The sequence below is a fragment of the Paenibacillus sp. 2TAF8 genome (genome assembly GCF_052114825.1).
In the GTDB taxonomy this organism is placed as follows: Bacteria; Bacillota; Bacilli; order Paenibacillales; family Paenibacillaceae; genus Paenibacillus.
This window is the reverse complement of record NZ_JBFRFN010000002.1, coordinates 808,560-827,970: the sequence shown is the minus strand read 5'-3', so window position 1 is coordinate 827,970 and position 19,411 is coordinate 808,560. Positions and strand designations below refer to the sequence as shown.

Below are 19,411 nucleotides of genomic sequence, written 5' to 3'. Positions count from 1 at the left end.
AGTAACACAATTTTCACGCTGCGGGCATACGCCCTTGGTACGGCATTCGTCGCACATCCAGCATACGCTGGGTCTTGAATACAGCAACGTTAGTTGAAATTGCCGAAATCTAATTGAATTTTCGAGGTGCATCATGGGAGTAAGAAAAAAGTATAAACGTAAGATCATACGTTCAAAGCGATTGTTTTATTGGTATATTCAACCAGATAGTGATGACGAAGGGATCATCAAATTACATATTCTTTCTAAAGATAAAATTTTTTTGGTTACCTATGAAGTTGGTCAATACAGTATTAAAAGCAAAACCCCGAAAATAGTGATTATTGGAAAGGAATTTGAAGGCTGGACGAAAGAATATATAGGATATAGACGAGTCCTGACACCAAAATGGGATGATGAAATCATTACTCCAAAATTAATAGGTGAAATCATTGATTGGTGCCTATTAAAAGATAAAGAAATAACAATCGTTAACTGGAATGGAGAAGTACTAGAATGAAAAAACAGGTGTAAGTAACTCGAAAAGTTGGCAACATCATCTGACATAATATTCACGCTACGGACATACGTACTTGGTCCGACATTCGCCGGACACCTCAGCATACGCTGAGTCGTGAATACAGAAACGTTATAGGAAACCAGTGCAAAACAAACATGCGATAGTAAATAGAGGTTAAGTAACTATTAATATTGGTTATCAAGATAACTAGTTGGAGGCTCTCCTATGGAAATTGCAAATGAAGTAATCGAAAGTATGTTGATTAAATTTAATTCGGAGAGGAAATGGACTCTCCAAGCGATTGGACAATTGTCAGAGGAAGATTTAACATGGGTACCTAACTCTGAAAGTAATAGTATTACTAATTTAGTTGCTCATATTCGAGGTTGTGTTCATTCCAGAATAGAAACAATCTTTTATGATATTCCAGACACTAGGGATAGAGACAAGGAGTTTGAACGTGGACTCCAATATTCTAAAGAGCAAGTTTACAACATGACAAAAGAAGCATTTGATATAATCATTCTCTATCTCGAACACCTCAATTCAAACCCTGAATTGTTGTTATCAAAACCGTTTATCAATCGTCCACCTCTTACATATAGCCAGGTAAACAATGAGACAACGGTTCTTAATCTAATGATAGCAATGATTAGAGAAATGCATTATCACACCGGACAAATAATATATGCAGCAAAGATTAGAAAGGGACAGCTTGTATGGAATTATGATTAATATAAAGGTGCCTGAATGTGAAAGTGCTTCGAAGATGGCACTGACATACTAAAACATCATATCTACGTTGCGGGCCGTTCGTCCCTTGGTTCGCAAGATGTGAGAAGCTAAGAAGTGGGTCCAGTTCACAACCTTACGAGGCTAAGTTCGTCGGACCCGGGGCGTTCGCGCCTTAAGCCTCTCGGGTTCGTAGATACAGGAACGTTATCGGAAATAACACGCAGATGAATATTAAAGTGGGGTATATGAAATGAATTTTGCTATCATTCAAGTCAATCAAAAACATAGAGAAGTATTAGACAATCTCATGCAATTTTATATTTATGATTTTTCCGAATTCCTCGAATTTGACGTAGAAGAAAATGGGAAGTATAGCCCTTACCCGTTAGATGATTATTTTGAAGAAGGAAACCATCAATTTGCTTATGTAATTAAACGAGAAGAGAAGTACATAGGATTTGTCTTAGTTCGTTTAATTGAAGACTTGGAACTTTGGCATTATTCAATTACAGAATTTTTCATATTAAAAAAGTATAGACGAGAAGGAATGGGAATGGCAGTAGCAACTGATCTATTTAACCGACATAAAGGACCGTGGGAAGTGCATCAAATTGAAAGTAATAAAGGAGCACAGATATTTTGGAAAAGAGTGATTGATGAATATACAAAAGGCCAATTTGAAGAGCGGATTGAGAACGGAAAAACTATACAAACGTTTATTAGCTAATTCAAGAAGACATGTTACATCTGATAATATAATATTCACGCTGCGGACATACGTCCTTAGTTCGGCATTTGCCAGACACCCAGCATGGGCTGGGTCGTAAATACAGAAACGTTATAAGAAATAGCCGTAAAGGGAGGAATAATTGGTGTTAGAATTAGCGAAGAATGAGCTCAAGACTGTTCGCTTTTTATGCAACGGTAGAAGTAATACAGTTCTTTTTGCAACTATAGAAGGAAATATAGGAAGGGCATGGGTTGACAGGAAGAATGAGCCCACGTACTCCGTAATTATTGCAGGAGATTTCGCATTCTTACTTGGTAGTGTCGAAGCTTTGAAAGAAGTAGATGTTCCATTGCGGTTTGTTCTAGAAGAATGCAAGGGGAAAATTATAATTACGAATGAGTTTTCTTGGAAATCCCTTTTATCTCAATATTACTCAGATTCATTCCGAAAGTTTAATCGATATTCCTTTAAGAAAGAACCGAATTTCCAGGTAGAACAGTTAGAAGAGAACATAAAAATGATAGATACTGCTTTCAAAATCGTACCCATAGATGAGCATATTTACCCAATGGTATTGCAAGATCCCTTTATGGCAGACTGTTGTTGTTTCTTCTCTTCCTTAGAAGAATTTATGCAGCATGGAATTGGATTTGTTATCCTCAAGGATAATCAGATTATTACCGGTGCTTCTTCTTATACTTATCATGAAGGGGGGATTGAAGTTACAATTGGGACACATCCCTTATACAGGCGCCAAGGTTTGGCACTAGCTTGCGCATCAAGATTGATTCTTGAGTGTCTGAGCCGAAATAGCCACCCAAACTGGGACGCAGCCAATTTAGAGTCAGTTGCACTTGCAGAAAAATTAGGTTACAAAATGGAAAAAGAATACGAAGTGTACTCTATATAAACAGTCGCACTATAGGCACGTCGTAAAGATAACAGGACACGGTAGTTGAGTGTTGCAAAAAAATACTTGTAGGTAATACAAAGAAGGTGGATATATCTTATAACAACATATCTACGCCCCGTCGCTGTGGCTCCTTGATTTGCCCGAGGCATTTTGAAGAAGTAGATTCAGGCAGGGACCCCTGAAAGGCTTAAGGGAGCCACCCAATCGCTTGCTCCCTTAAGCCTTTCGGGTTCGTAGATACAGAAACGTTATAAGAAAGTGACGAAATTCTAATGTTGTGGGGGAGAAAAATGATATCAATTTGTATAAACCAATAAGGTGATATTTTTGAGGAACTATTAGATATTACTGAAGAGCAAGTAGAAGAAATAACTTAGATTACCCAATCACGCATGCATTAGTCGTTGCCAAGAATAATGAACGATTTTTACTATTATTTAACGGTTGGAAGAACAATTGGGAGTTAGCTGGAGGCATGCTTGAGCCAGGAGAAACATTAAGAGAATGTGCAATCAGAGAAATGCTTGAGGAAGCCCAAAAGATTATCTTTTGGGATGGAATTAAAGACATTGGATATATAGATGAAATCGATAAAGAATTATTGAAGTACTATTAAAAAAGATATTGTAAGTAATTCGAGAAGCCGTCACCTTCATATAACATCATACCCACGCTTCGGGCCAGACGGTTCCTGGTTCGCAAGAAGCGATTGACAAGGGAGTGAATTCAGCGAACACATCCATACTGGCTAAGCGCATCGCGGCCACTCCCGGTGGTCGCTTAAGTCGGTGAGACGTCTTGTTTACAGGAACGTTATAGGAAATCAGCTAAAATCTATAAATGATATCTTTAAGTAGAGAAATAATTATAGAGGTTGTGAAGGAAGTTGAATTATTTGGAATTTATGAGATCGAATTATGAACTCATTCAGAATAATATTGAGGATTTATTAGAGAAGTATAGATCTCAGCCAGTTGGAAGTGGATACATCGATATTATTACGAACTTTGATTTAATTGAAAACTTAATACTTGAGCTTTCGGATATTGGTATTGCTGTTAATGGTGTTACTTGGTGGTGCCTTTGTTCAGAAGATAATATGAAACAATATAGTTGCCCTCATGGAATGGGAGGACCCAAGAGTGATTACTATGGGGGATGGTATAGCGAAATGGGCGTTGATTATGAAAGCTTTTATATTTCACAAAATACTTATGACCAATTAGAAAACGGTCAGATTACTTCAGAAGAAATCAAATTACTAAATGAAAATGTCAAAACCTATATTTTTGAATTCACCAAAGATGAACTCTTCAGCAAATGCTTTGCTCCAGCAATATGGCTACACGTTCCAAGTGAGTGGAAACGACTCAGTTACATGAAGTACGAAAAGAAGAGTAAGGGATAAAGAATGAATGTTAGTTATTCAAAGAAGTCGCTGACATTCGATGACACATCATCCCTACTGCGGGCATTCTCCCTCGATCGCTGGAAGGATTCCAAGGAGTGAGTATATGGATAATGAGATTTCATTGAAACAAATAGATAACATGTTTCTAGAACTAGTTTTGAAGAAACATAAATGAAGAAAGGATGAAAGATTTGAATATTTCCGAAGTGATTATAAATCCTGTATTCAATCATTTATTTCTAACAATTGAACATCCTGAAGGGCAATATCAGTACATAGGTGATGCATTAGGTAGAGATTGCATGATCACCAGATTTAAAGATGGATGGATGCGAATGTATGATGGTGACGGTATGCTCAATGAGAATTGGTATACATGGGGTGCCGATGTACTAGCTCCATTTGATGGAGTTGTGAAATCTATATTTATAAATCCGATAACTAATAATCCCGGAACTTTTACACCAGGAAGGGCGAGTTCTATAGTATTTGCCAGAGAAGATGGTGTTCTTGTTACTTATGCCCATGTAATGGACATAAGTGTTGAAGAAGGCGACATCATTACGACGGGTCAAGTAGTTGCGAAAGCTGGGAACAATGGATATTCCAGAAATCCACATATTCATGTGGGTGCATGGATTGGTGATACTCCATTACAAATTCGATTTGACTTGCAGAGAATGGGAACACAGATGAAGGAATTTGGAGAAAGACTTTACTTATGTTAACTCAATACAAAAGTCGGGAAATCAAAGGAGATAAATATGAGAAAAGAATATCTTGTTCGTTTACTCTCCGTTTGCTTGGTTATTTCTGTTGTTGTTAATTGCTTTTCATATTTTAGAATTCTTGATTACAAAACAAAAAACAATGAGAGGTATACTACTCAAATTGAAAACTTTTATAGTTATGGATTGGAGATACCACAATTCAAAATTGAAAAAATAATAGAGCTAATAAATGATGATTCTCCTGATGCAAGAGAAGGAGTAGAAACTTGGTTACTAGAAATAGCATCAGATTATAGTGTTGCCGAAAACGCTGCAGCAACATCTCTGATTAATTCAAGAAACTTTTTCGAACATTTAAAATCCCTATTATTGGATATGATTCGTACTGAAGAAGACTTCGAAAAGTGGAAGCAGATTTGTTTAGAATTAAATGAAATTACAACATATCTTAAATTAAATATTAATATGGACGATTTAAAGGATGAGTCAAAGGCTGAAGATCACTGGCGGAAAATAATGAATGAAATTAAAGAAAAATACTCACAAACATATTTAATTTCTAATATGATTTTCTAGTTTATACATGCAGTCCCGACAATCCTAATGCGAAAGTTTATTAAGTGCATATAAAAGAGGGAGGATATCCTAAAAGTAATTATCAAAAGAACAGGGTGAAATGAGAAATGAGGAAACGAATCGTAATTGATTCACTCCACGAATTAGTTGACTACATTATGAGAAATGACTTGTCAGAAGCTAGACAAAATGAATTAGCATCAATGAATGATTTTGTTAGTTTACATCTCACTTTAGGTATGTACATTCGAAATAAATACGAACTATCTGATATAACAAAAGTCCCTAAACTTATACAAGAATATAAGACACTAAACGATATAGGTGCAAATGAATATGAAGGAATTGGAGAAGATTTAAAAGGATTTTATCAATATATAGATAGTATGTTTATTAATGATGACGAAATATCTAATTTTATAATTAAATTAGTTCAGAGTAAATTGGGAATATAGAAAAAGTGAAACATAGGAATTTTTACAATATCTTCATGAAGAACGAACCTTTGTTTAATATCATATTCACGCTGTGGACATTCGTCTTGGGTCCGACAGGAGCCAGACACCTCAGCATACGCTGAGCTCGTAAATACAATAACGTTTTGAAAGTCCCTAAAAGTTTAAAAACACAATGACACTTTTTGGAGGTGAATTGATGGGAGCATGGGGAGCTGGGATCTTTGAAAACGATGATGTATTAGATTTGAAGGCAGATTTGCTTGATTCTGATGACATCGAATTAATTGAAGAGACGATTGAAGAAGTATTAGAAGAAGAATATATTGAGGCAGATTTAGCTTCAAATGCTCTAGGCGCAATTGAGATCCTTGCAGCATTACAAGGTAGTCCAGGGAAAGAGATATTGAATAATCAAAGTAATACTGAAGATCTATATGACTGGATTAATACACATAAAGGCAAAGGGAAAAAGCTCATTTCAAAAGCTAAACGAGCAGTGAAGAAAATTAAGAAAGATTCAGAACTAAAAGAGCTATGGGAAGAATCAGAAGAATATCCGATCTGGTTAAATACAATAAATGACTTAGATAATCGATTGTGCAGACAACTTCTGCGAGGTTTATGAATACAGGAACGTTATCTGAAACTGGTAAGTTCGAAAGGAGAAAAAAATGATACTTGGATTATATGAAGCACATTTACCCGTGAGCAATCTAAAACCATCCATTGAATTTTACTCTAAACTAGGATTAGAGCTGGCATGGAGAGATGAAGATACAGCCTTCTTTTGGATTGAAAAAGAAAAGAGTTGGGTGGGACTATGGCAGGGCGAAGAGCATAAAACTTCTTATCATCCGTCATTAAGGCATATCGCATTTCGAGTGAGTTATGAAGAACTTCGAGAGAGTGTGAAATGGCTTCAAACGATTGAAATAGAGCCTGTTCCATTTGGAAAGAGAGATTCAATAGATCCATTTGTTAGACCTAACCAAGGAAATGCTTCAGTCTATTTCAATGATCCAGATGGAAACAGTTTAGAATTAATGTGTTTTGTGAGTGTTCCTGAAAATTTGAAGAATATATCCAATAAATTATCAATAGAAGAATGGGAAGACCTTGTGAAAGAAAGAAATTAAATAATATAAATATAGAAATGAGGAATGCCTATGAAGTCAAGATTGATACTAATAGATGGAATGCCAGGCTCTGGTAAGTCAACGATTGGGAAATTAATAGGTTCAAAGTTGAATGAAATGAATATTCAAAATATGTTTTATCACGAATTGGAAGAGAACCATCCATTGCGAATATACAATAAGACGTTTACTTCTTTTGCTATTCAAGATGAAGCGGAGTGGTTTACTACAAAAGTTGAACAGCTATTCACTGATTTTGTCAATGAAAGAGTAGGGAGAGACGAAGTTACAATTATGGAAAGTTACGTTTTTCAGAATACGCTTGGTTTTGCTTTTAATATGCAAATGGACGAACAAAGAATATTAGATTTGACCAAGAAAGTACAACTTATTTTAAGTCGTCTTGATCCTATCCTAATTTATTTTTATCAAACTCATGTTGAACAACATTGGAGATGGATATGTAGTGTTCGTGGACCTGAGTTTACACAAGATCGTTGTGGACTTTATACGGATAATGATTTTATTGAAGCGGGACATTTTTGGACGAAAAACCAAGATTTTATGTTCAATATCGTTCAGGAATGGGAGATACCAAAATTGATCATAAAAAACGAAAAGTACAATTGGGAAGAATATGAGAATAAAGTAAATCATTTTTTGGTGAAACTCGAAGAAGATGCTGACATTCGATAACATAATATTTAAGCAGAAAACCCCTATACCGGTGTGGAATTAGAATTGAATTGTATCACGAAATTGTAAAGATCAGAAAAGGTTTTGTTGAAAATCTGGAGAACCATAAAGGAAGTGAAAGAGATTGATTAGGAGCCAAGAGGAGATCAACCGTTTTTTAGAAGACGAGATTTCATCTCAAGAACTCTATGAAGCTATCTTATATTTTGTTAATTCGGTGCACATTCGTAATGGAGAATTTGAAGGGAATTATTACATTATAAAGAAAATGGATTTAGATAACTTTATAATTTACGCGGAGAATATCTATCCGGATGATAACCATAGGGAAATTCCATATAGTACTTCAATTTATAAAGAGAATTTACTAAACGAGATTAATAAAAAGGCAAGAGCCAATAAATACCTATTGAAATCGTAAAGAAAAAAGGAATAAGGGTTAGGGAATGAACTTCGAAGCATCTTAAAACAGTAACATTTTGTGCATTTATATTACTATTTAAGAAAGTCGATGAATGCTCTATGATCGGAGGGATTTATGAAATTTTCTTGTGATTGTGGACATATAATTACGGACTCAACCGATTTTTTATCTTATAAGGCCCACCTAATAGCAGATCAAGATTTATTTGATTTACTTGATGAAATTGATAGCGCTATTGAAGAATCTGGACCGACTTCAAAGAACAAAGAAGATGCATTAATGAAGGTCCGTTCTCTGTTCAACGACCTAAGAAGAACTGTATACCAGTGTATGAACTGCGGTAATGTTTTTTTTGAAGATGATTCATCAAGACTAGTGATGTTCCGAAGTGATAAAGATCCCGAAAATAAACAAATGCTACGTTCAGCTAAGGGGGACAATTGGCAGGGGGTACTGTATGGTGATTGGATAGATGTATTACCTGAATGGAGAGAAGTTAAAGGCTATATGTCTGCCTCAGTCTTATCTCGAGCAAGTTCATACGATGATTGGTTAAGTTTAGAATCAGATTATTACTCGCTATTTAACGAGTTAAAGGGTAAAGGAATTTTAAGATCAAGCCTCTTAAGGAAGAATAATAAACTTATTCATTCATGGAACTTAACGAAAGATGAATAATAACCTTGTGAGAGCTGTGGGCATGAAAATTCTCAAGCGATTACCAAAATCGCAATCCACTTGATAAATCTGATGATAAAATTAATAATGTATACATAGCTTATCAAGGAGGCGGTTCAATTGGTAACCATGAATATTTGGACAGAAACTAAAAGGATAGCGCCTACTCGTCCATAAACTGCGTGTTTCTTTTTTGATGAGGGCAACCCGTACACATGCAAGAATATCAAATTATAAAAATGAATGATTTTTCAAATGATCAGATCAATCAAATCAGAATGCTAGAACAGTTGTGCAAGATATACGATAAGTCAAGTCTGAGGGTGGGAATCGAAAGCCTTAAAGAAATCGATGGGGATCAGGCTTTTCTTTGCCAACACGAGGATCAGTTAGTCGGTTTTCTAAGTTGGCATTCTTCAGATGGGATTGAAGCTAACATTAATAGTATGGTTCATCCGCAATTCCGCCGTTCTGGTGTTTTTCGCGGCTTACTTAAAAGGGCAACGTCGGAGATGCGAATGCATGGCATCCTTACTTTCCGTTTCAGAATTCCATCGAACTCTGAGTCAGGTATTGATTGTATAAGACATTTAGGGGCCAGCTTAAGTTCATCTGAGTTCTCCATGACCTTCAAGGGCGTAGAAGATACAAACTTAAATTTCGGAGACGTTAATTTGCGATTGGCTGTAGAACAGGACTTAGAGTTTTTGATTAAGTGTTTATCTCAGGCTTTTGGAGATTCAGAGTTTTGGACGAGGAAGTATTTGAGCCATACTAAAGAGTCTTCACGTGTCACTTATATTGCTACGGATAGTCTTACACCAGTAGGGATGATTAGAGTTAATTGTCTTCATACGAATACTGCTACTATCCATGATTTTTGTGTGCTTCCCGCATTTCAGGGGAGAGGATATGGCCGCAAAATTCTTTCGAGGGTAGTTAAGTTTTTGGAAAGTCAAGAGTACTCTCAAATCCGCTTGAGTGTAGTTACTCAAAATAGACGTGCATTAAGTCTTTATCAGTCCATAGGATTTGATGTTTCTGCCGAATCTCTTTATTATGTGATTCCTATTGATAAAATGTAATTGATTAAGAAAAGGAAAAGAACAAGTTCCAAAGGAAAGATCTTGTTAGTATATCAAAGATGAAGCTGACATTCTATAACATAGTATTCACGCTGCAGGGTTATTACCCTTGGTTGTCAGATGCTGATTATGGAAGGAAGCTCAGACAACCAACGACCCAGCCTAAGATAAGAGCTATCTAAGGCTGGGTCATTTCACAAATACGGGAACGTTATATGAAATCAACCAAACTCAGAACAATTAAGTAGGAGCAACTCATTGAGCTGAAATACGAAGAGATAAGGGAGTACAACGACGAAGAGATTAAAGAGCTGGTTTAGTATCGTTGTCAGTGGGGAGGTATCATCCCAGTTGGAGGATTGCTCAAAATCTTTGTCTGGAATTGGCTCAACATACCCATCCTCATGTTAGGGCAAATGCAATTTTAGGGTTAGCTCATGTTGCAAGAACAAAGGGGAACGATTATAGATGCATTAAATGATATAAACCATTTTTTAGAATGGAATTTAGCTAGAAAGCATGATTCGTAGAGAATTCATAGCAGTTGCGTGGGGGGGGAGTACATTGAACGTTAGATGAAATACCTTAAAAGATCTTTAAGGACCATTGAAATCTTTTATAACTAATAATTGTTGAGGTGAGAGGCTTGAAATATTTTTTTGGATTGTTATCAATTCTAGGAATAATAATTCCTTACATGGAGTTTATTCCTTGGATCAGTGAAAACGGATTCAATCTGATGATACTATTGAATGAAGCAACAGAGAATCGAATTAGTGCATTTGCTTGGTTGGATATAATAATTGCAGCAATTGTTTTGATTGGATTTATTTTATATGAAGGAAAGCGAATTGGTGTAAAGCATAAGTGGATACCGATCATTGGAACACTAACCGTTGGTGTTTCATTTGGATTACCATTATTTTTATTATTGCGTGAAATTCAAATGGAAAAAATGAAAGATAGTTAAACAGAAAATAGATCTTTCTTTATATAATGAAATCGGTCGATGTAAACGAAATAGATAAAGTTTAGGGTTCAATGACAACAGGTACTTTGGAGCTATGTCAAGAAAGTGGACACTTAGGCTACGGTTTCGTCTGTAAACTGCATCGCAAATCGGGCAGGGGAAAGATAGCTTAAGAACTGATTTGATATCCTTCCAGATGGAGCAAATAGGTGATTTTAGGACTACCACACCGCTTCTGGTGATCGTAAAAATGATACCGAATGCGCTTCATGACCTGAGCTTTCCGCATGTTATGCCGACTTGTTCTGTCCAGCCGGCACTTGTAATATCCACTCCGAGACACATCTAAAATAGCGCACATTTTCTCCAAAGAAAACTCGGAGCGATGGTTTTCCACAAACTGAAATCTAAACGTTTTGGTTTGCTGAAGATGTGCACCGCCTTTTTTTACAATGGCTAATTCTTCTTACGTATCCGCAAGGGTATGTTCTTTCTCTTGAAGCAACCGGCGCATCTCTTTAAGCTCTGCTTCGAGTTCCATGACTCGATCCTTACTAGCAACAGGTTCGTTTTTAAGCTCGCGGTATTTGCTCATCCATTGATGTAACGTACTTTTTGGAATATTGAGCTCTTCCGCGAGATCTCCAAGCGTTTTTGTTTGTTCTTGGATAAATTTTACCGTTTGTTTCTTAAACTCTTTATTATAACGTTGCCGATGTTCTCCCATGTGGACACACCTCCGTTCTCTTATTATCCTTCCGTCCGTTAACGGGTGTCCACTTTTTATTCTAGCAACACTTCTTCTAACATAATAATCACGCTGCGGACATACGTTCTGGCATTCGCCGGAACGTTAATATCTGAACGTTAGCTTAAATTCGTCAAAGCATAAGGGAGGTGAACCAATGATATTAAAAGAATTTGATTTGGATCTGCCTTACATTAGAGAAGATGCTGAGGACTATGAGCACAGTTGGAAGCCTAAGCGGCTTCAATTTAGAAATGAATGCCGCTGCATAGCTTCGATGGCAGAAAGATATTTCAAAAATTACCGGTACAAGACTCCATTTGCTTGGAAGCTGATGATTGAATGTTATTCAGATATTAATAAATCGCGAAAAAAGTTTGTTAAATCTGAAGTATATGAGGTTAGTATGGAGTTTGATATTTCTAGATATTTTAATCTGACATCAGAAGAAAAGAAATGGATGATTTTTAACGTATTGAAAGAAGGGGTTTTTGAAGTACTTAAAGAAGAGGAATGGAATAGTGAACCGTTCATAGAAGTGTTTTCGAGAATGGAAAACGATAATCTATTAAACGTGTATCAATCTGGTAAAGCCGTGTACAATCCCAAGCGTAATCTAAAGGCAAGGGTTATRTGTGAACATGAAATAAGTGAGATTAAAATATATTTATGTATAACAGACAAAAGTGGTAAAGAGATTGCAAGAAAACTTGTAATCAAAGAAGTACCCAACGAATGGAAGTTTTATATTCATTTAGGTGAACTACAATGGATTTCTGATAAGGAAGTGGCTTTAAAAAACAAAAAAGAAATAATAATAGGAACGTTGCAGGCAATTCAGTGAAACCAACGAATATCAGTTGAAAATATATTCACACTGCGGACATTCGTCCTGGGTTCGGTATTCGTCGTCCACCCAGCATACGCACCGGGTCGTAAATACAGAAAAGTTATGTGAAACTACTGCAATACAAGTAGAGATCAACAAAAAAATTGAAAGGAGAATGCTTGATGTTTTATGTTAATGCAAGAGCAATCATCGAACGTAAAGGTAACGATAATATAGAAATTATCATACAGACACGAAATAAAAAGGATGAGATATCATTAGAATTGCCAGGTGGAAGATTAGAATTATTCGAATCAATATTAGATGGTCTGAAACGAGAAGTATTTGAAGAAACAGGTTTAACAGTAATAGAAGTGGAAGGTAGTCAAAAGCGTATAGATACACGTGGGATTAACCCGGCTTTTGAAGTTGAGTGTTTAGAACCTTATTGTGTATATCAAACAATAAAGGGTCCAGTTGATTCTATGGGTATGTATTTTATATGTAAGGTTGAAGGTAGTCTCTTAGAAGTAGGAGATGAAACTACAAATATTAGATGGGCAACTATTGATGAAGTCTATAAATTGATGATAGAAGACCAGAAACAGTTTTCAGATGTTGATCGCGCTGGATTAAAGTACTATTTAAAACACAGATTTGGAAAGAAAATCTAAGTAGGGAGTAACATCACATAATGTTCATGAGGTGTGAGCGCCTTGGTCAGCAGAGGAATCTCATGATGTTATCGTTATTTGATAACTTGCTGCGCAAGTTCGTGAATAGAGTAGCGTTAATTGAAATAATCGGAAGGGTGAAAAACGATGAACATTAAACAGATTAGTAATAAACACGTTTTATTTTGCAGTAATCAATTTTTTGATTTGAATATTCATTTAATCTTGGGGGCTAAGAATACGTATTTAATTGATACTGGTCTTGGTTCCGAATTTGTGCAACCTGTTGTAGATTACATAAAACAAGTCGGTAAGCCCTTAATTATTATTAATACTCATTATCATTGGGATCATGTTTTTGGAAACAATACATTTAAAGATTGCTTAATAATTTCTCATCAACTTTGTAGAGATATTATTGAAAAAGAATGGGACACGATGGTTAATAAATATTCAAAATTCAGCATGGGAGAAGTGAAGAAATGTCTTCCTAATCTGTTGTTTGAAAATGAGCTGTTCTTTCCAGAAGATAAAATAAGATTAATTTATACACCAGGACATACAATCGATTCTATAAGTGTGCTGGATGAAGAAGAAAAAGTCATTAATGTAGGAGATAATATTGGAGATACACTGGAGGAAATCATTCCATCTCTTTATTGTGATACAAAACACTACAAAGAAACAATAAATATATATAAAAATTTAGATATGAAAACATGGATATCAGGCCATAATATAGTATTAAAAAAGGATGTTATTGAAAGAATAGAAAAACAACTAGAGTTATTAGTAGAATGATTCAAGGAAGGTGGCTTCTTCCTTCTGAAAGATCATATTTATGAACGATTAGAAGCTGGTATTGATGAGGATGAGGTTCGTATTAGATCGTCGAAACAGATTTGGAGATCTAGCCACGTCAGACGTGAGTAAACGGACGAAGTGAACATAGAGCAAATACTTTATAAGAGTGTAAGCTTATTAACTGTTAAAGTGAACGCAATAATTTAGGTGGGGGAACACATGGATTTTAAGGGTAGAGCTAAAGAAAACAATAAAATGAGAATTTTAGAAGATTCAAAGCTGTTTTTAGAATTAAGAGAAATAGTTAACCGATTTGATCCTGTGAATTTAGTTGAAGGTGGTGCTCCAGTTGATGAACACGATCGTTTAACTACGGAAATATTAGAACTGCTTCTTCAAGATTCAGTGGATGAAATTCGTGACCTTTTAGTTAATTGTTATATATGGTATGGATTTGATCCTAGTGATATTAAAGAAGAATACAGAGAAACATATAACATAAAGATTGAAAGAACACATAAGGAAATTTTAAATTGGTATGCCATGAGGCCCCACCAGGAAGATAGAAGCAACACTTAACATCATATGACCATTATTTTGGTGGGGTGAAAAGATTTGAGGGAAATCATCAATTTAAACGGAATATGCTTGAACGTAATCAATGCGGTTCGTTATACGACAATATGGGAAAGAAGGTGAAGTGCTATTTTTCAGAGATTTCAAGCCGAGTTCAGGGATGCGATATTTGAAGATGATGTCTATCTTCGTCCCATTATTGTAAAAGAGACGATGAAGATCTGATTGTTGAGTTCCATGTTTTTTTATACTTCACCGAAACTGTTGTTCAAAAGTGGGAAGTTGAGTATAAACAAGTCAGGGATTATAAGATTACATTAGATTTCTTTGAAGATATAGAACTTGAAACAAACCATCCATTATTACTAGAGTATCATGAACCAACTCAGGAATTATATTTCAAAGGCGAGTCAAACGATGTTTTTAAAATCATAGGAGAATTACTAATACAGCATCAGAAGATATCAGATAAATGGATTGATTTTCAGCACTATTTTAATGGGGATCTTGAATGGTTACTGAAGCAAAACCAGGGGCTTGTAGCTAAAGGTCCTGAGTCGATTATTTCGACTTATGCAAAGGTATTGGAGAACAATCATCTCAATCCATCGGTGATAAAGTTCGATTTAAAAGGTGAAAAATCTATAGTAACAATTATGGGGAAGTCTTTTATTATATGCAAAGAAGTAGAATTCAACAGAATTTTGTAGCAATACAAATTAAACGTAGGAAAGGAGTCATAGAATGAATGGTTCCTATCATTTACAGTTTGAAAAATTGTGTGCGAAATTAGGGCTTGGTGAATTAATGACAACTCCGAAACCGATATCAGGTGGTCTTTTACATCGGATATTTGCAATCAAAACGACTAAAGGGAAATACGCAGTTAAAGCATTAAACCCACAAATCATGGCAAGACCTACTGCACTAAACAATTATGTAGAAGCGGAAAGAATCGTGAGTATTTTATCTAATCGTATATCTGCTCAACCCGCTAATGTGTACGAAGATACATTTTTGCAGGAGCTTGATCATCAGTTTTATATGGTATTTGATTGGATTGAAGGGAGAAGTTTAGAGCCTTTCGAAATTACGGCAGAACACTGCAAAAAAGTCGGTTTCATCCTCGCTGAGATTCATCAATCGAATTTTGCGCAGGTTGACCGTATTCGAAGTACTCCTAAGGACGAAAATCAAATTCCCTGGGAGTTTTATTTACATAAAGGTTTAGAACAGGGGGCTGTTTGGACAAAACACTTATTTGATAGTATCGAGCAGCTAACATTCTGGACCGCACAAACAAACCGATCAGTCAAGCTATTGGAGTCCGAACAAGTATTCAGTCATCGCGATCTGGAACCTAAAAATGTCATGTGGGATCAGGAGAAACCCATAGTTATTGATTGGGAGTCGGCTGGTGAAATCAATCCCAAACATGATCTGGTTGAAACGGCGATATATTGGTCGATCGATGAATCGGGTGAACTAAACAAAAGCAAGTTTAAAGCTTTTTTAAGTGGATATCGGCAGCTTTATGGAAATCTAGGAGCAGATTGGAAAGCTGTGTTGGAAATCGGCTATTCAAGCAAACTGAAATGGTTAGAATACAGCCTAAAGCGTTCATTGTGGATTGAATGTGTAGATGTAATTGAACAAGAGATGGGAACCGAACAAGTGATACACACCCTTAATGCACTTGAAGAATATCAAAAAATGACCGTTGTGTTAGAAAACTGGTTGAATGATAGGAATGTTTCGGGAAACGTTAGCTAAAATAGCCTGTAGCCTAAGATCGTTTATAAAACGTATAAAAGTATATGGAGGCGAAAACATGACAGAAATGGATGAAAGAAATATCGATGAACTTATAAAAGTTCTAGAGGATATGATAAATGAAAGAATACCCGTACATCAAGGATGTCATCTGCTTTCTGGCATGTATATCTTAGGAAATGAATTGATTTGGTATGATTTTGTTGAATATGATGACAATCTAAATGATGTACCTTTGCCTGATGAATATAAATTATGGAATGAAGAAGCGCTGACAACAAAACTAAATAAATTGGAAGAGAATAAAGCTAGAGTATTAAGTATGGCGAAAGAGTTGCTGAACGAAATTAAAGGGCTTTAAAAAATAATATTCACATTGTGGACATACGTCATGGGTCGGGCATTCGCCTGATCCTCAGCATACACTGAGGCGTGAATACAGGAACGTTATACGAAAAATTGAAATAGATCTTAGTTTTCATTAACGTTAACTCCATAAATGTCATTGAGGTGTGTTTAATTGATAGTTGATAATTTATTTGAAATAGAAGAAGAAAGTAATAAACGATACAGATGCTACACTGTTGTTATTCCTATACAGATTTAGGTCGCTCCTCCATAAATAGTATCTGTATAGCTGGAAAATAAGGAAGGTGAACAAGGCGTGTTGAATTTAGAAAAAGCTGAGGTAGAATCGTTTAAGGCAATAAATGATTACGTTTCAGAGGTTAAGAGCAAAATTTCTGCAACTGCAGCAGCAACCTTTATTATTCATAATGATCGTATCGTGAATGAGTGGTATTCCGGAGTACATGATAATTTTAAGAATAGTCGATTAGTTGATGCGGAATCACGATTTAATGTTGCATCAGTCAGAAAAACATTTTTAGGTTTTTCGATCAGTGCTGCATTGCAGCAAAGAAAAATCAAAAGCTTAGATGATCTTGTAATCGACTATTTGAATGACTTAGATAACGGAGTATTGGACCGTACAACAATAAGACATTTATTAACCCATACTCATGGACTCAAGAGTCGTGATAGTCGATGTTTTTTTGCAAGGAACTAACTGGAATTACAATAATGTGGGTGTTAATTTACTTATCGAGATCACTCAGAGATTATATAAGATGCCGTTAGCACAAATCATTGAAGAACATGTATGTTTACCTATGGAATTTAAACAAACCGGATGGTGCAAAGAGCAAAATGATAAATTAGTTTGGATTAACGAACAATATGCTAATGATCAGGGCACTGAAGCTAACTTATTTATGAGTGCGAGGGAATTGGCTTATTGGGGTTATGTGCATTTAAATAGAGGAGTTATAGATGGGAAACAGATATTAGCTGAAAAAATATTCAAACAAACTACTTCCATTATCAGTCCAGCCGATCTAAAACATGAATTACCAAGGAACGGTTTTTTTTTTGGTTTGTACAAGATGAGCCGCGTTCTTCAACAGAGCTAGGCCATAAGCTTCCATCTGGTTCTTTTCAATCTTTAGGCGCTACTGGATGTGCATGTCTTGTCATCCCTAAATATAACACTGTCGCAGTAAGAATGTATAATCAAAATGGACCGAATCCAGAAGGATACGATTACCTTAAAGATATAAAAACATTTGGGAATTTAGTATGTGAGTGCGTAGAGGAATATAAAGAACATGTAGAAGCTTATCGAAATGATGTGAAGAGGCTAGATGAAATCAGTTGAAATCAAAATCAATATGAGGTGCACAATGGATCGTAAAATTATTCAAACCGCAAAAGAGATTGCAATAACAATTATTCGCGAAGCAGGTTTGATCTCTAAAGAGAAGTTTGATAACTTTGTTGAACTGAGATCTAAGGACGAATTTGGGGATGTGGTTACTGAAGTTGATCATATGTGTGAAGAAATCATTATCAAAGAAATACAAGACATATTTCCAAATCATCAGATACACAGTGAAGAGGCAGGACTTATCGGGAATGAAGACGATTGGTTATGGTTAATTGATCCTTTAGATGGAACTAATAATTTTGCAATTGGTTTACCTGTTTTTTCGATATCCATTACCTTAATGTACAAAAGAGAGCCTGTACTTGGAGTGGTCTACGAACCTCTAACCGAACGTTTATTTTTATCGGTAATTGGTGAAGGGACAAGCTGTAATAATCGACGAATACAAATGAAAAGTAACACGAATATTTTAAAAGGAAATATAGGTTGGATTCAAGGTCACAGCGTACAAAACGACCCCCAAGCAGTTAAATTAAGACAATACATTGATGTTAGATTTAAGCGAATGTTAAGATTATGGGCTCCTACGCTTCAATGGTGTATGTTGGCTAAAGGGGATATTGATGGAATCGTTTTATACAATTCGGCAGGTGATGACTTGTATTCAGGTATCTTGATGGTTAAAGAAGCGGGTGGAATTGTTATAGATTTTGAAGGAAATACGTTTAATGGAATGAAAGAAGAGCCTTATTTAATTGCATGTCACGAAGATCACAAAGAAGAATTTTTGCAAATTGTAAGGCAAGGATTGAGTGAACGAGGAGGAAGCCATGCAACAAGTAGATCTAACCAAAACCCTTGAAGAACTTGAAGGCGAATACTGGGGAGAACCGAATTATAATTCTTCGTTAGTAATCCAAATACACCGATTAAGGAAGAAACCTCTTTTCGAGTTGAATAATGAAGATTTAAGGCTTTTGATTGGTCAGCAAATGAATCTAGATTTTATCTTACCCCTAGCCCTAGAGCGATTAATAGAGAATCCATTCGGATCAGGAGATTTATATATCGGAGATTTATTTTGTTCGATACTGCGAGTAGAGAAACAATATTGGAAAAAACATAAAGAGTTGAAGACCGAATTGGATGAGGTCATTAGAACCTATGAAGAAGCGATAATGACATTAGAAGATCACATAAGTAAATACAGAAGCGATCATTGGTAAGAATACTTAAGAA

Annotated in this window: 26 protein-coding genes; 25 read left to right on the top strand and 1 reads right to left on the bottom strand. The window is 35.7% G+C overall.

Annotation, left to right across the window (positions count from 1 at the left end):
• Nucleotides 1-133: 133 nt before the first annotated feature.
• The 15 genes from AB4Z30_RS05730 (at nucleotide 134) to AB4Z30_RS05660 (ending at nucleotide 11,042) form a co-directional block, all read left to right on the top strand.
• The gene (locus AB4Z30_RS05730; protein WP_441924118.1) at nucleotides 134-499 is read left to right on the top strand and encodes a hypothetical protein; all 366 of its coding nucleotides are present in this window, start codon (nucleotides 134-136) and stop codon (nucleotides 497-499) included.
• A 225-nt stretch (nucleotides 500-724) separates the two neighbouring features.
• Nucleotides 725-1,234 (top strand): DinB family protein, encoded by a 510-nt coding sequence (locus AB4Z30_RS05725; RefSeq protein WP_441924116.1) that lies wholly within the window; start codon nucleotides 725-727, stop codon nucleotides 1,232-1,234.
• Between the two features lie 250 nt (nucleotides 1,235-1,484).
• Nucleotides 1,485-1,961: a GNAT family N-acetyltransferase gene (locus tag AB4Z30_RS05720; protein ID WP_441924114.1), complete on the top strand. Its 477-nt coding sequence runs from the start codon at nucleotides 1,485-1,487 to the stop codon at nucleotides 1,959-1,961.
• Between the two features lie 145 nt (nucleotides 1,962-2,106).
• Nucleotides 2,107-2,874: a GNAT family N-acetyltransferase gene (locus AB4Z30_RS05715; RefSeq protein ID WP_441924112.1), complete on the top strand. Its 768-nt coding sequence runs from the start codon at nucleotides 2,107-2,109 to the stop codon at nucleotides 2,872-2,874.
• A 388-nt stretch (nucleotides 2,875-3,262) separates the two neighbouring features.
• A complete protein-coding gene (locus AB4Z30_RS05710; RefSeq protein WP_441924239.1) occupies nucleotides 3,263-3,493 on the top strand; it encodes an NUDIX domain-containing protein in 231 nt (76 codons plus the stop codon).
• Between the two features lie 279 nt (nucleotides 3,494-3,772).
• Nucleotides 3,773-4,285 (top strand): hypothetical protein, encoded by a 513-nt coding sequence (locus AB4Z30_RS05705; RefSeq protein WP_441924110.1) that lies wholly within the window; start codon nucleotides 3,773-3,775, stop codon nucleotides 4,283-4,285.
• A gap of 194 nt (nucleotides 4,286-4,479) precedes the next feature.
• Nucleotides 4,480-5,016 (top strand): M23 family metallopeptidase, encoded by a 537-nt coding sequence (locus tag AB4Z30_RS05700; protein ID WP_441924109.1) that lies wholly within the window; start codon nucleotides 4,480-4,482, stop codon nucleotides 5,014-5,016.
• Nucleotides 5,017-5,052: 36 nt separating this feature from the next.
• The gene (locus AB4Z30_RS05695) at nucleotides 5,053-5,595 is read left to right on the top strand and encodes a hypothetical protein (RefSeq protein ID WP_441924107.1); all 543 of its coding nucleotides are present in this window, start codon (nucleotides 5,053-5,055) and stop codon (nucleotides 5,593-5,595) included.
• 107 nt (nucleotides 5,596-5,702) lie between these two features.
• Nucleotides 5,703-6,050 carry a hypothetical protein gene (locus AB4Z30_RS05690; protein WP_441924105.1) on the top strand — a complete coding sequence of 116 codons (348 nt, stop codon included), beginning with the start codon at nucleotides 5,703-5,705 and terminating at the stop codon, nucleotides 6,048-6,050.
• Between the two features lie 199 nt (nucleotides 6,051-6,249).
• Entirely contained in the window at nucleotides 6,250-6,678 is a 429-nt protein-coding gene (locus tag AB4Z30_RS05685) for a DUF4259 domain-containing protein (protein ID WP_441924103.1), read from the top strand.
• Nucleotides 6,679-6,724: 46 nt separating this feature from the next.
• The gene (locus AB4Z30_RS05680) at nucleotides 6,725-7,189 is read left to right on the top strand and encodes a VOC family protein (RefSeq protein WP_441924101.1); all 465 of its coding nucleotides are present in this window, start codon (nucleotides 6,725-6,727) and stop codon (nucleotides 7,187-7,189) included.
• A gap of 30 nt (nucleotides 7,190-7,219) precedes the next feature.
• Nucleotides 7,220-7,885, top strand: coding sequence for a hypothetical protein (locus AB4Z30_RS05675; protein ID WP_441924099.1), 666 nt, complete (start codon nucleotides 7,220-7,222; stop codon nucleotides 7,883-7,885).
• A 538-nt stretch (nucleotides 7,886-8,423) separates the two neighbouring features.
• Entirely contained in the window at nucleotides 8,424-8,987 is a 564-nt protein-coding gene (locus tag AB4Z30_RS05670; protein ID WP_441924097.1) for a hypothetical protein, read from the top strand.
• 215 nt (nucleotides 8,988-9,202) lie between these two features.
• Nucleotides 9,203-10,072: a GNAT family N-acetyltransferase gene (locus tag AB4Z30_RS05665; protein WP_441924095.1), complete on the top strand. Its 870-nt coding sequence runs from the start codon at nucleotides 9,203-9,205 to the stop codon at nucleotides 10,070-10,072.
• Between the two features lie 646 nt (nucleotides 10,073-10,718).
• Nucleotides 10,719-11,042 (top strand): DUF2834 domain-containing protein, encoded by a 324-nt coding sequence (locus AB4Z30_RS05660; protein WP_441924093.1) that lies wholly within the window; start codon nucleotides 10,719-10,721, stop codon nucleotides 11,040-11,042.
• A 466-nt stretch (nucleotides 11,043-11,508) separates the two neighbouring features.
• Here the strand turns inward: AB4Z30_RS05660 and AB4Z30_RS05655 are convergent, their stop codons facing one another.
• Entirely contained in the window at nucleotides 11,509-11,769 is a 261-nt protein-coding gene (locus AB4Z30_RS05655) for a transposase (protein WP_441924091.1), read from the bottom strand.
• Between the two features lie 178 nt (nucleotides 11,770-11,947).
• Here AB4Z30_RS05655 and AB4Z30_RS05650 point away from each other — a divergent pair, with 178 nt between their 5' ends.
• The 10 genes from AB4Z30_RS05650 (at nucleotide 11,948) to AB4Z30_RS05605 (ending at nucleotide 19,398) form a co-directional block, all read left to right on the top strand.
• Complete coding sequence (locus AB4Z30_RS05650) at nucleotides 11,948-12,634, top strand: hypothetical protein (RefSeq protein ID WP_441924089.1); 687 nt, start codon at nucleotides 11,948-11,950, stop codon at nucleotides 12,632-12,634.
• Between the two features lie 167 nt (nucleotides 12,635-12,801).
• Entirely contained in the window at nucleotides 12,802-13,293 is a 492-nt protein-coding gene (locus AB4Z30_RS05645; RefSeq protein WP_441924087.1) for an NUDIX hydrolase, read from the top strand.
• 147 nt (nucleotides 13,294-13,440) lie between these two features.
• Entirely contained in the window at nucleotides 13,441-14,094 is a 654-nt protein-coding gene (locus AB4Z30_RS05640; RefSeq protein ID WP_441924085.1) for an MBL fold metallo-hydrolase, read from the top strand.
• Nucleotides 14,095-14,316: 222 nt separating this feature from the next.
• Nucleotides 14,317-14,676 (top strand): hypothetical protein, encoded by a 360-nt coding sequence (locus tag AB4Z30_RS05635; RefSeq protein ID WP_441924083.1) that lies wholly within the window; start codon nucleotides 14,317-14,319, stop codon nucleotides 14,674-14,676.
• 741 nt (nucleotides 14,677-15,417) lie between these two features.
• Nucleotides 15,418-16,446, top strand: a complete 1,029-nt coding sequence (locus AB4Z30_RS05630; RefSeq protein WP_441924081.1) for a phosphotransferase — start codon at nucleotides 15,418-15,420, stop codon at nucleotides 16,444-16,446.
• A gap of 58 nt (nucleotides 16,447-16,504) precedes the next feature.
• Nucleotides 16,505-16,807 carry a hypothetical protein gene (locus AB4Z30_RS05625; protein WP_441924079.1) on the top strand — a complete coding sequence of 101 codons (303 nt, stop codon included), beginning with the start codon at nucleotides 16,505-16,507 and terminating at the stop codon, nucleotides 16,805-16,807.
• 303 nt (nucleotides 16,808-17,110) lie between these two features.
• Complete coding sequence (locus AB4Z30_RS05620) at nucleotides 17,111-17,515, top strand: serine hydrolase (protein ID WP_441924077.1); 405 nt, start codon at nucleotides 17,111-17,113, stop codon at nucleotides 17,513-17,515.
• Entirely contained in the window at nucleotides 17,484-17,918 is a 435-nt protein-coding gene (locus tag AB4Z30_RS05615) for a serine hydrolase (protein ID WP_441924075.1), read from the top strand. Before AB4Z30_RS05620 ends, AB4Z30_RS05615 begins: the two co-directional genes overlap by 32 nt.
• 270 nt (nucleotides 17,919-18,188) lie before the next feature.
• Complete coding sequence (locus AB4Z30_RS05610; RefSeq protein ID WP_441924073.1) at nucleotides 18,189-19,034, top strand: inositol monophosphatase family protein; 846 nt, start codon at nucleotides 18,189-18,191, stop codon at nucleotides 19,032-19,034.
• Nucleotides 19,003-19,398, top strand: a complete 396-nt coding sequence (locus tag AB4Z30_RS05605) for a contact-dependent growth inhibition system immunity protein (RefSeq protein WP_441924071.1) — start codon at nucleotides 19,003-19,005, stop codon at nucleotides 19,396-19,398. Before AB4Z30_RS05610 ends, AB4Z30_RS05605 begins: the two co-directional genes overlap by 32 nt.
• The last annotated feature ends 13 nt before the right edge of the window (nucleotides 19,399-19,411 follow it).

What these genes read in the sequence shown, in the direction of transcription:
- AB4Z30_RS05730 (WP_441924118.1), top strand. Translation starts at nt 134, where the DNA reads ATGGGAGTAAGAAAAAAGTATAAACGTAAGATCATACGTTCAAAGCGA.
- AB4Z30_RS05725 (WP_441924116.1), top strand. Translation starts at nt 725, where the DNA reads ATGGAAATTGCAAATGAAGTAATCGAAAGTATGTTGATTAAATTTAAT.
- AB4Z30_RS05720 (WP_441924114.1), top strand. Translation starts at nt 1,485, where the DNA reads ATGAATTTTGCTATCATTCAAGTCAATCAAAAACATAGAGAAGTATTA.
- AB4Z30_RS05695 (WP_441924107.1), top strand. Translation starts at nt 5,053, where the DNA reads ATGAGAAAAGAATATCTTGTTCGTTTACTCTCCGTTTGCTTGGTTATT.
- AB4Z30_RS05690 (WP_441924105.1), top strand. Translation starts at nt 5,703, where the DNA reads ATGAGGAAACGAATCGTAATTGATTCACTCCACGAATTAGTTGACTAC.
- AB4Z30_RS05685 (WP_441924103.1), top strand. Translation starts at nt 6,250, where the DNA reads ATGGGAGCATGGGGAGCTGGGATCTTTGAAAACGATGATGTATTAGAT.
- AB4Z30_RS05680 (WP_441924101.1), top strand. Translation starts at nt 6,725, where the DNA reads ATGATACTTGGATTATATGAAGCACATTTACCCGTGAGCAATCTAAAA.
- AB4Z30_RS05675 (WP_441924099.1), top strand. Translation starts at nt 7,220, where the DNA reads ATGAAGTCAAGATTGATACTAATAGATGGAATGCCAGGCTCTGGTAAG.
- AB4Z30_RS05670 (WP_441924097.1), top strand. Translation starts at nt 8,424, where the DNA reads ATGAAATTTTCTTGTGATTGTGGACATATAATTACGGACTCAACCGAT.
- AB4Z30_RS05665 (WP_441924095.1), top strand. Translation starts at nt 9,203, where the DNA reads ATGCAAGAATATCAAATTATAAAAATGAATGATTTTTCAAATGATCAG.
- AB4Z30_RS05655 (WP_441924091.1), bottom strand. Translation starts at nt 11,769, where the DNA reads ATGGGAGAACATCGGCAACGTTATAATAAAGAGTTTAAGAAACAAACG.
- AB4Z30_RS05645 (WP_441924087.1), top strand. Translation starts at nt 12,802, where the DNA reads ATGTTTTATGTTAATGCAAGAGCAATCATCGAACGTAAAGGTAACGAT.
- AB4Z30_RS05640 (WP_441924085.1), top strand. Translation starts at nt 13,441, where the DNA reads ATGAACATTAAACAGATTAGTAATAAACACGTTTTATTTTGCAGTAAT.
- AB4Z30_RS05635 (WP_441924083.1), top strand. Translation starts at nt 14,317, where the DNA reads ATGGATTTTAAGGGTAGAGCTAAAGAAAACAATAAAATGAGAATTTTA.
- AB4Z30_RS05630 (WP_441924081.1), top strand. Translation starts at nt 15,418, where the DNA reads ATGAATGGTTCCTATCATTTACAGTTTGAAAAATTGTGTGCGAAATTA.
- AB4Z30_RS05625 (WP_441924079.1), top strand. Translation starts at nt 16,505, where the DNA reads ATGACAGAAATGGATGAAAGAAATATCGATGAACTTATAAAAGTTCTA.
- AB4Z30_RS05610 (WP_441924073.1), top strand. Translation starts at nt 18,189, where the DNA reads ATGGATCGTAAAATTATTCAAACCGCAAAAGAGATTGCAATAACAATT.
- AB4Z30_RS05605 (WP_441924071.1), top strand. Translation starts at nt 19,003, where the DNA reads ATGCAACAAGTAGATCTAACCAAAACCCTTGAAGAACTTGAAGGCGAA.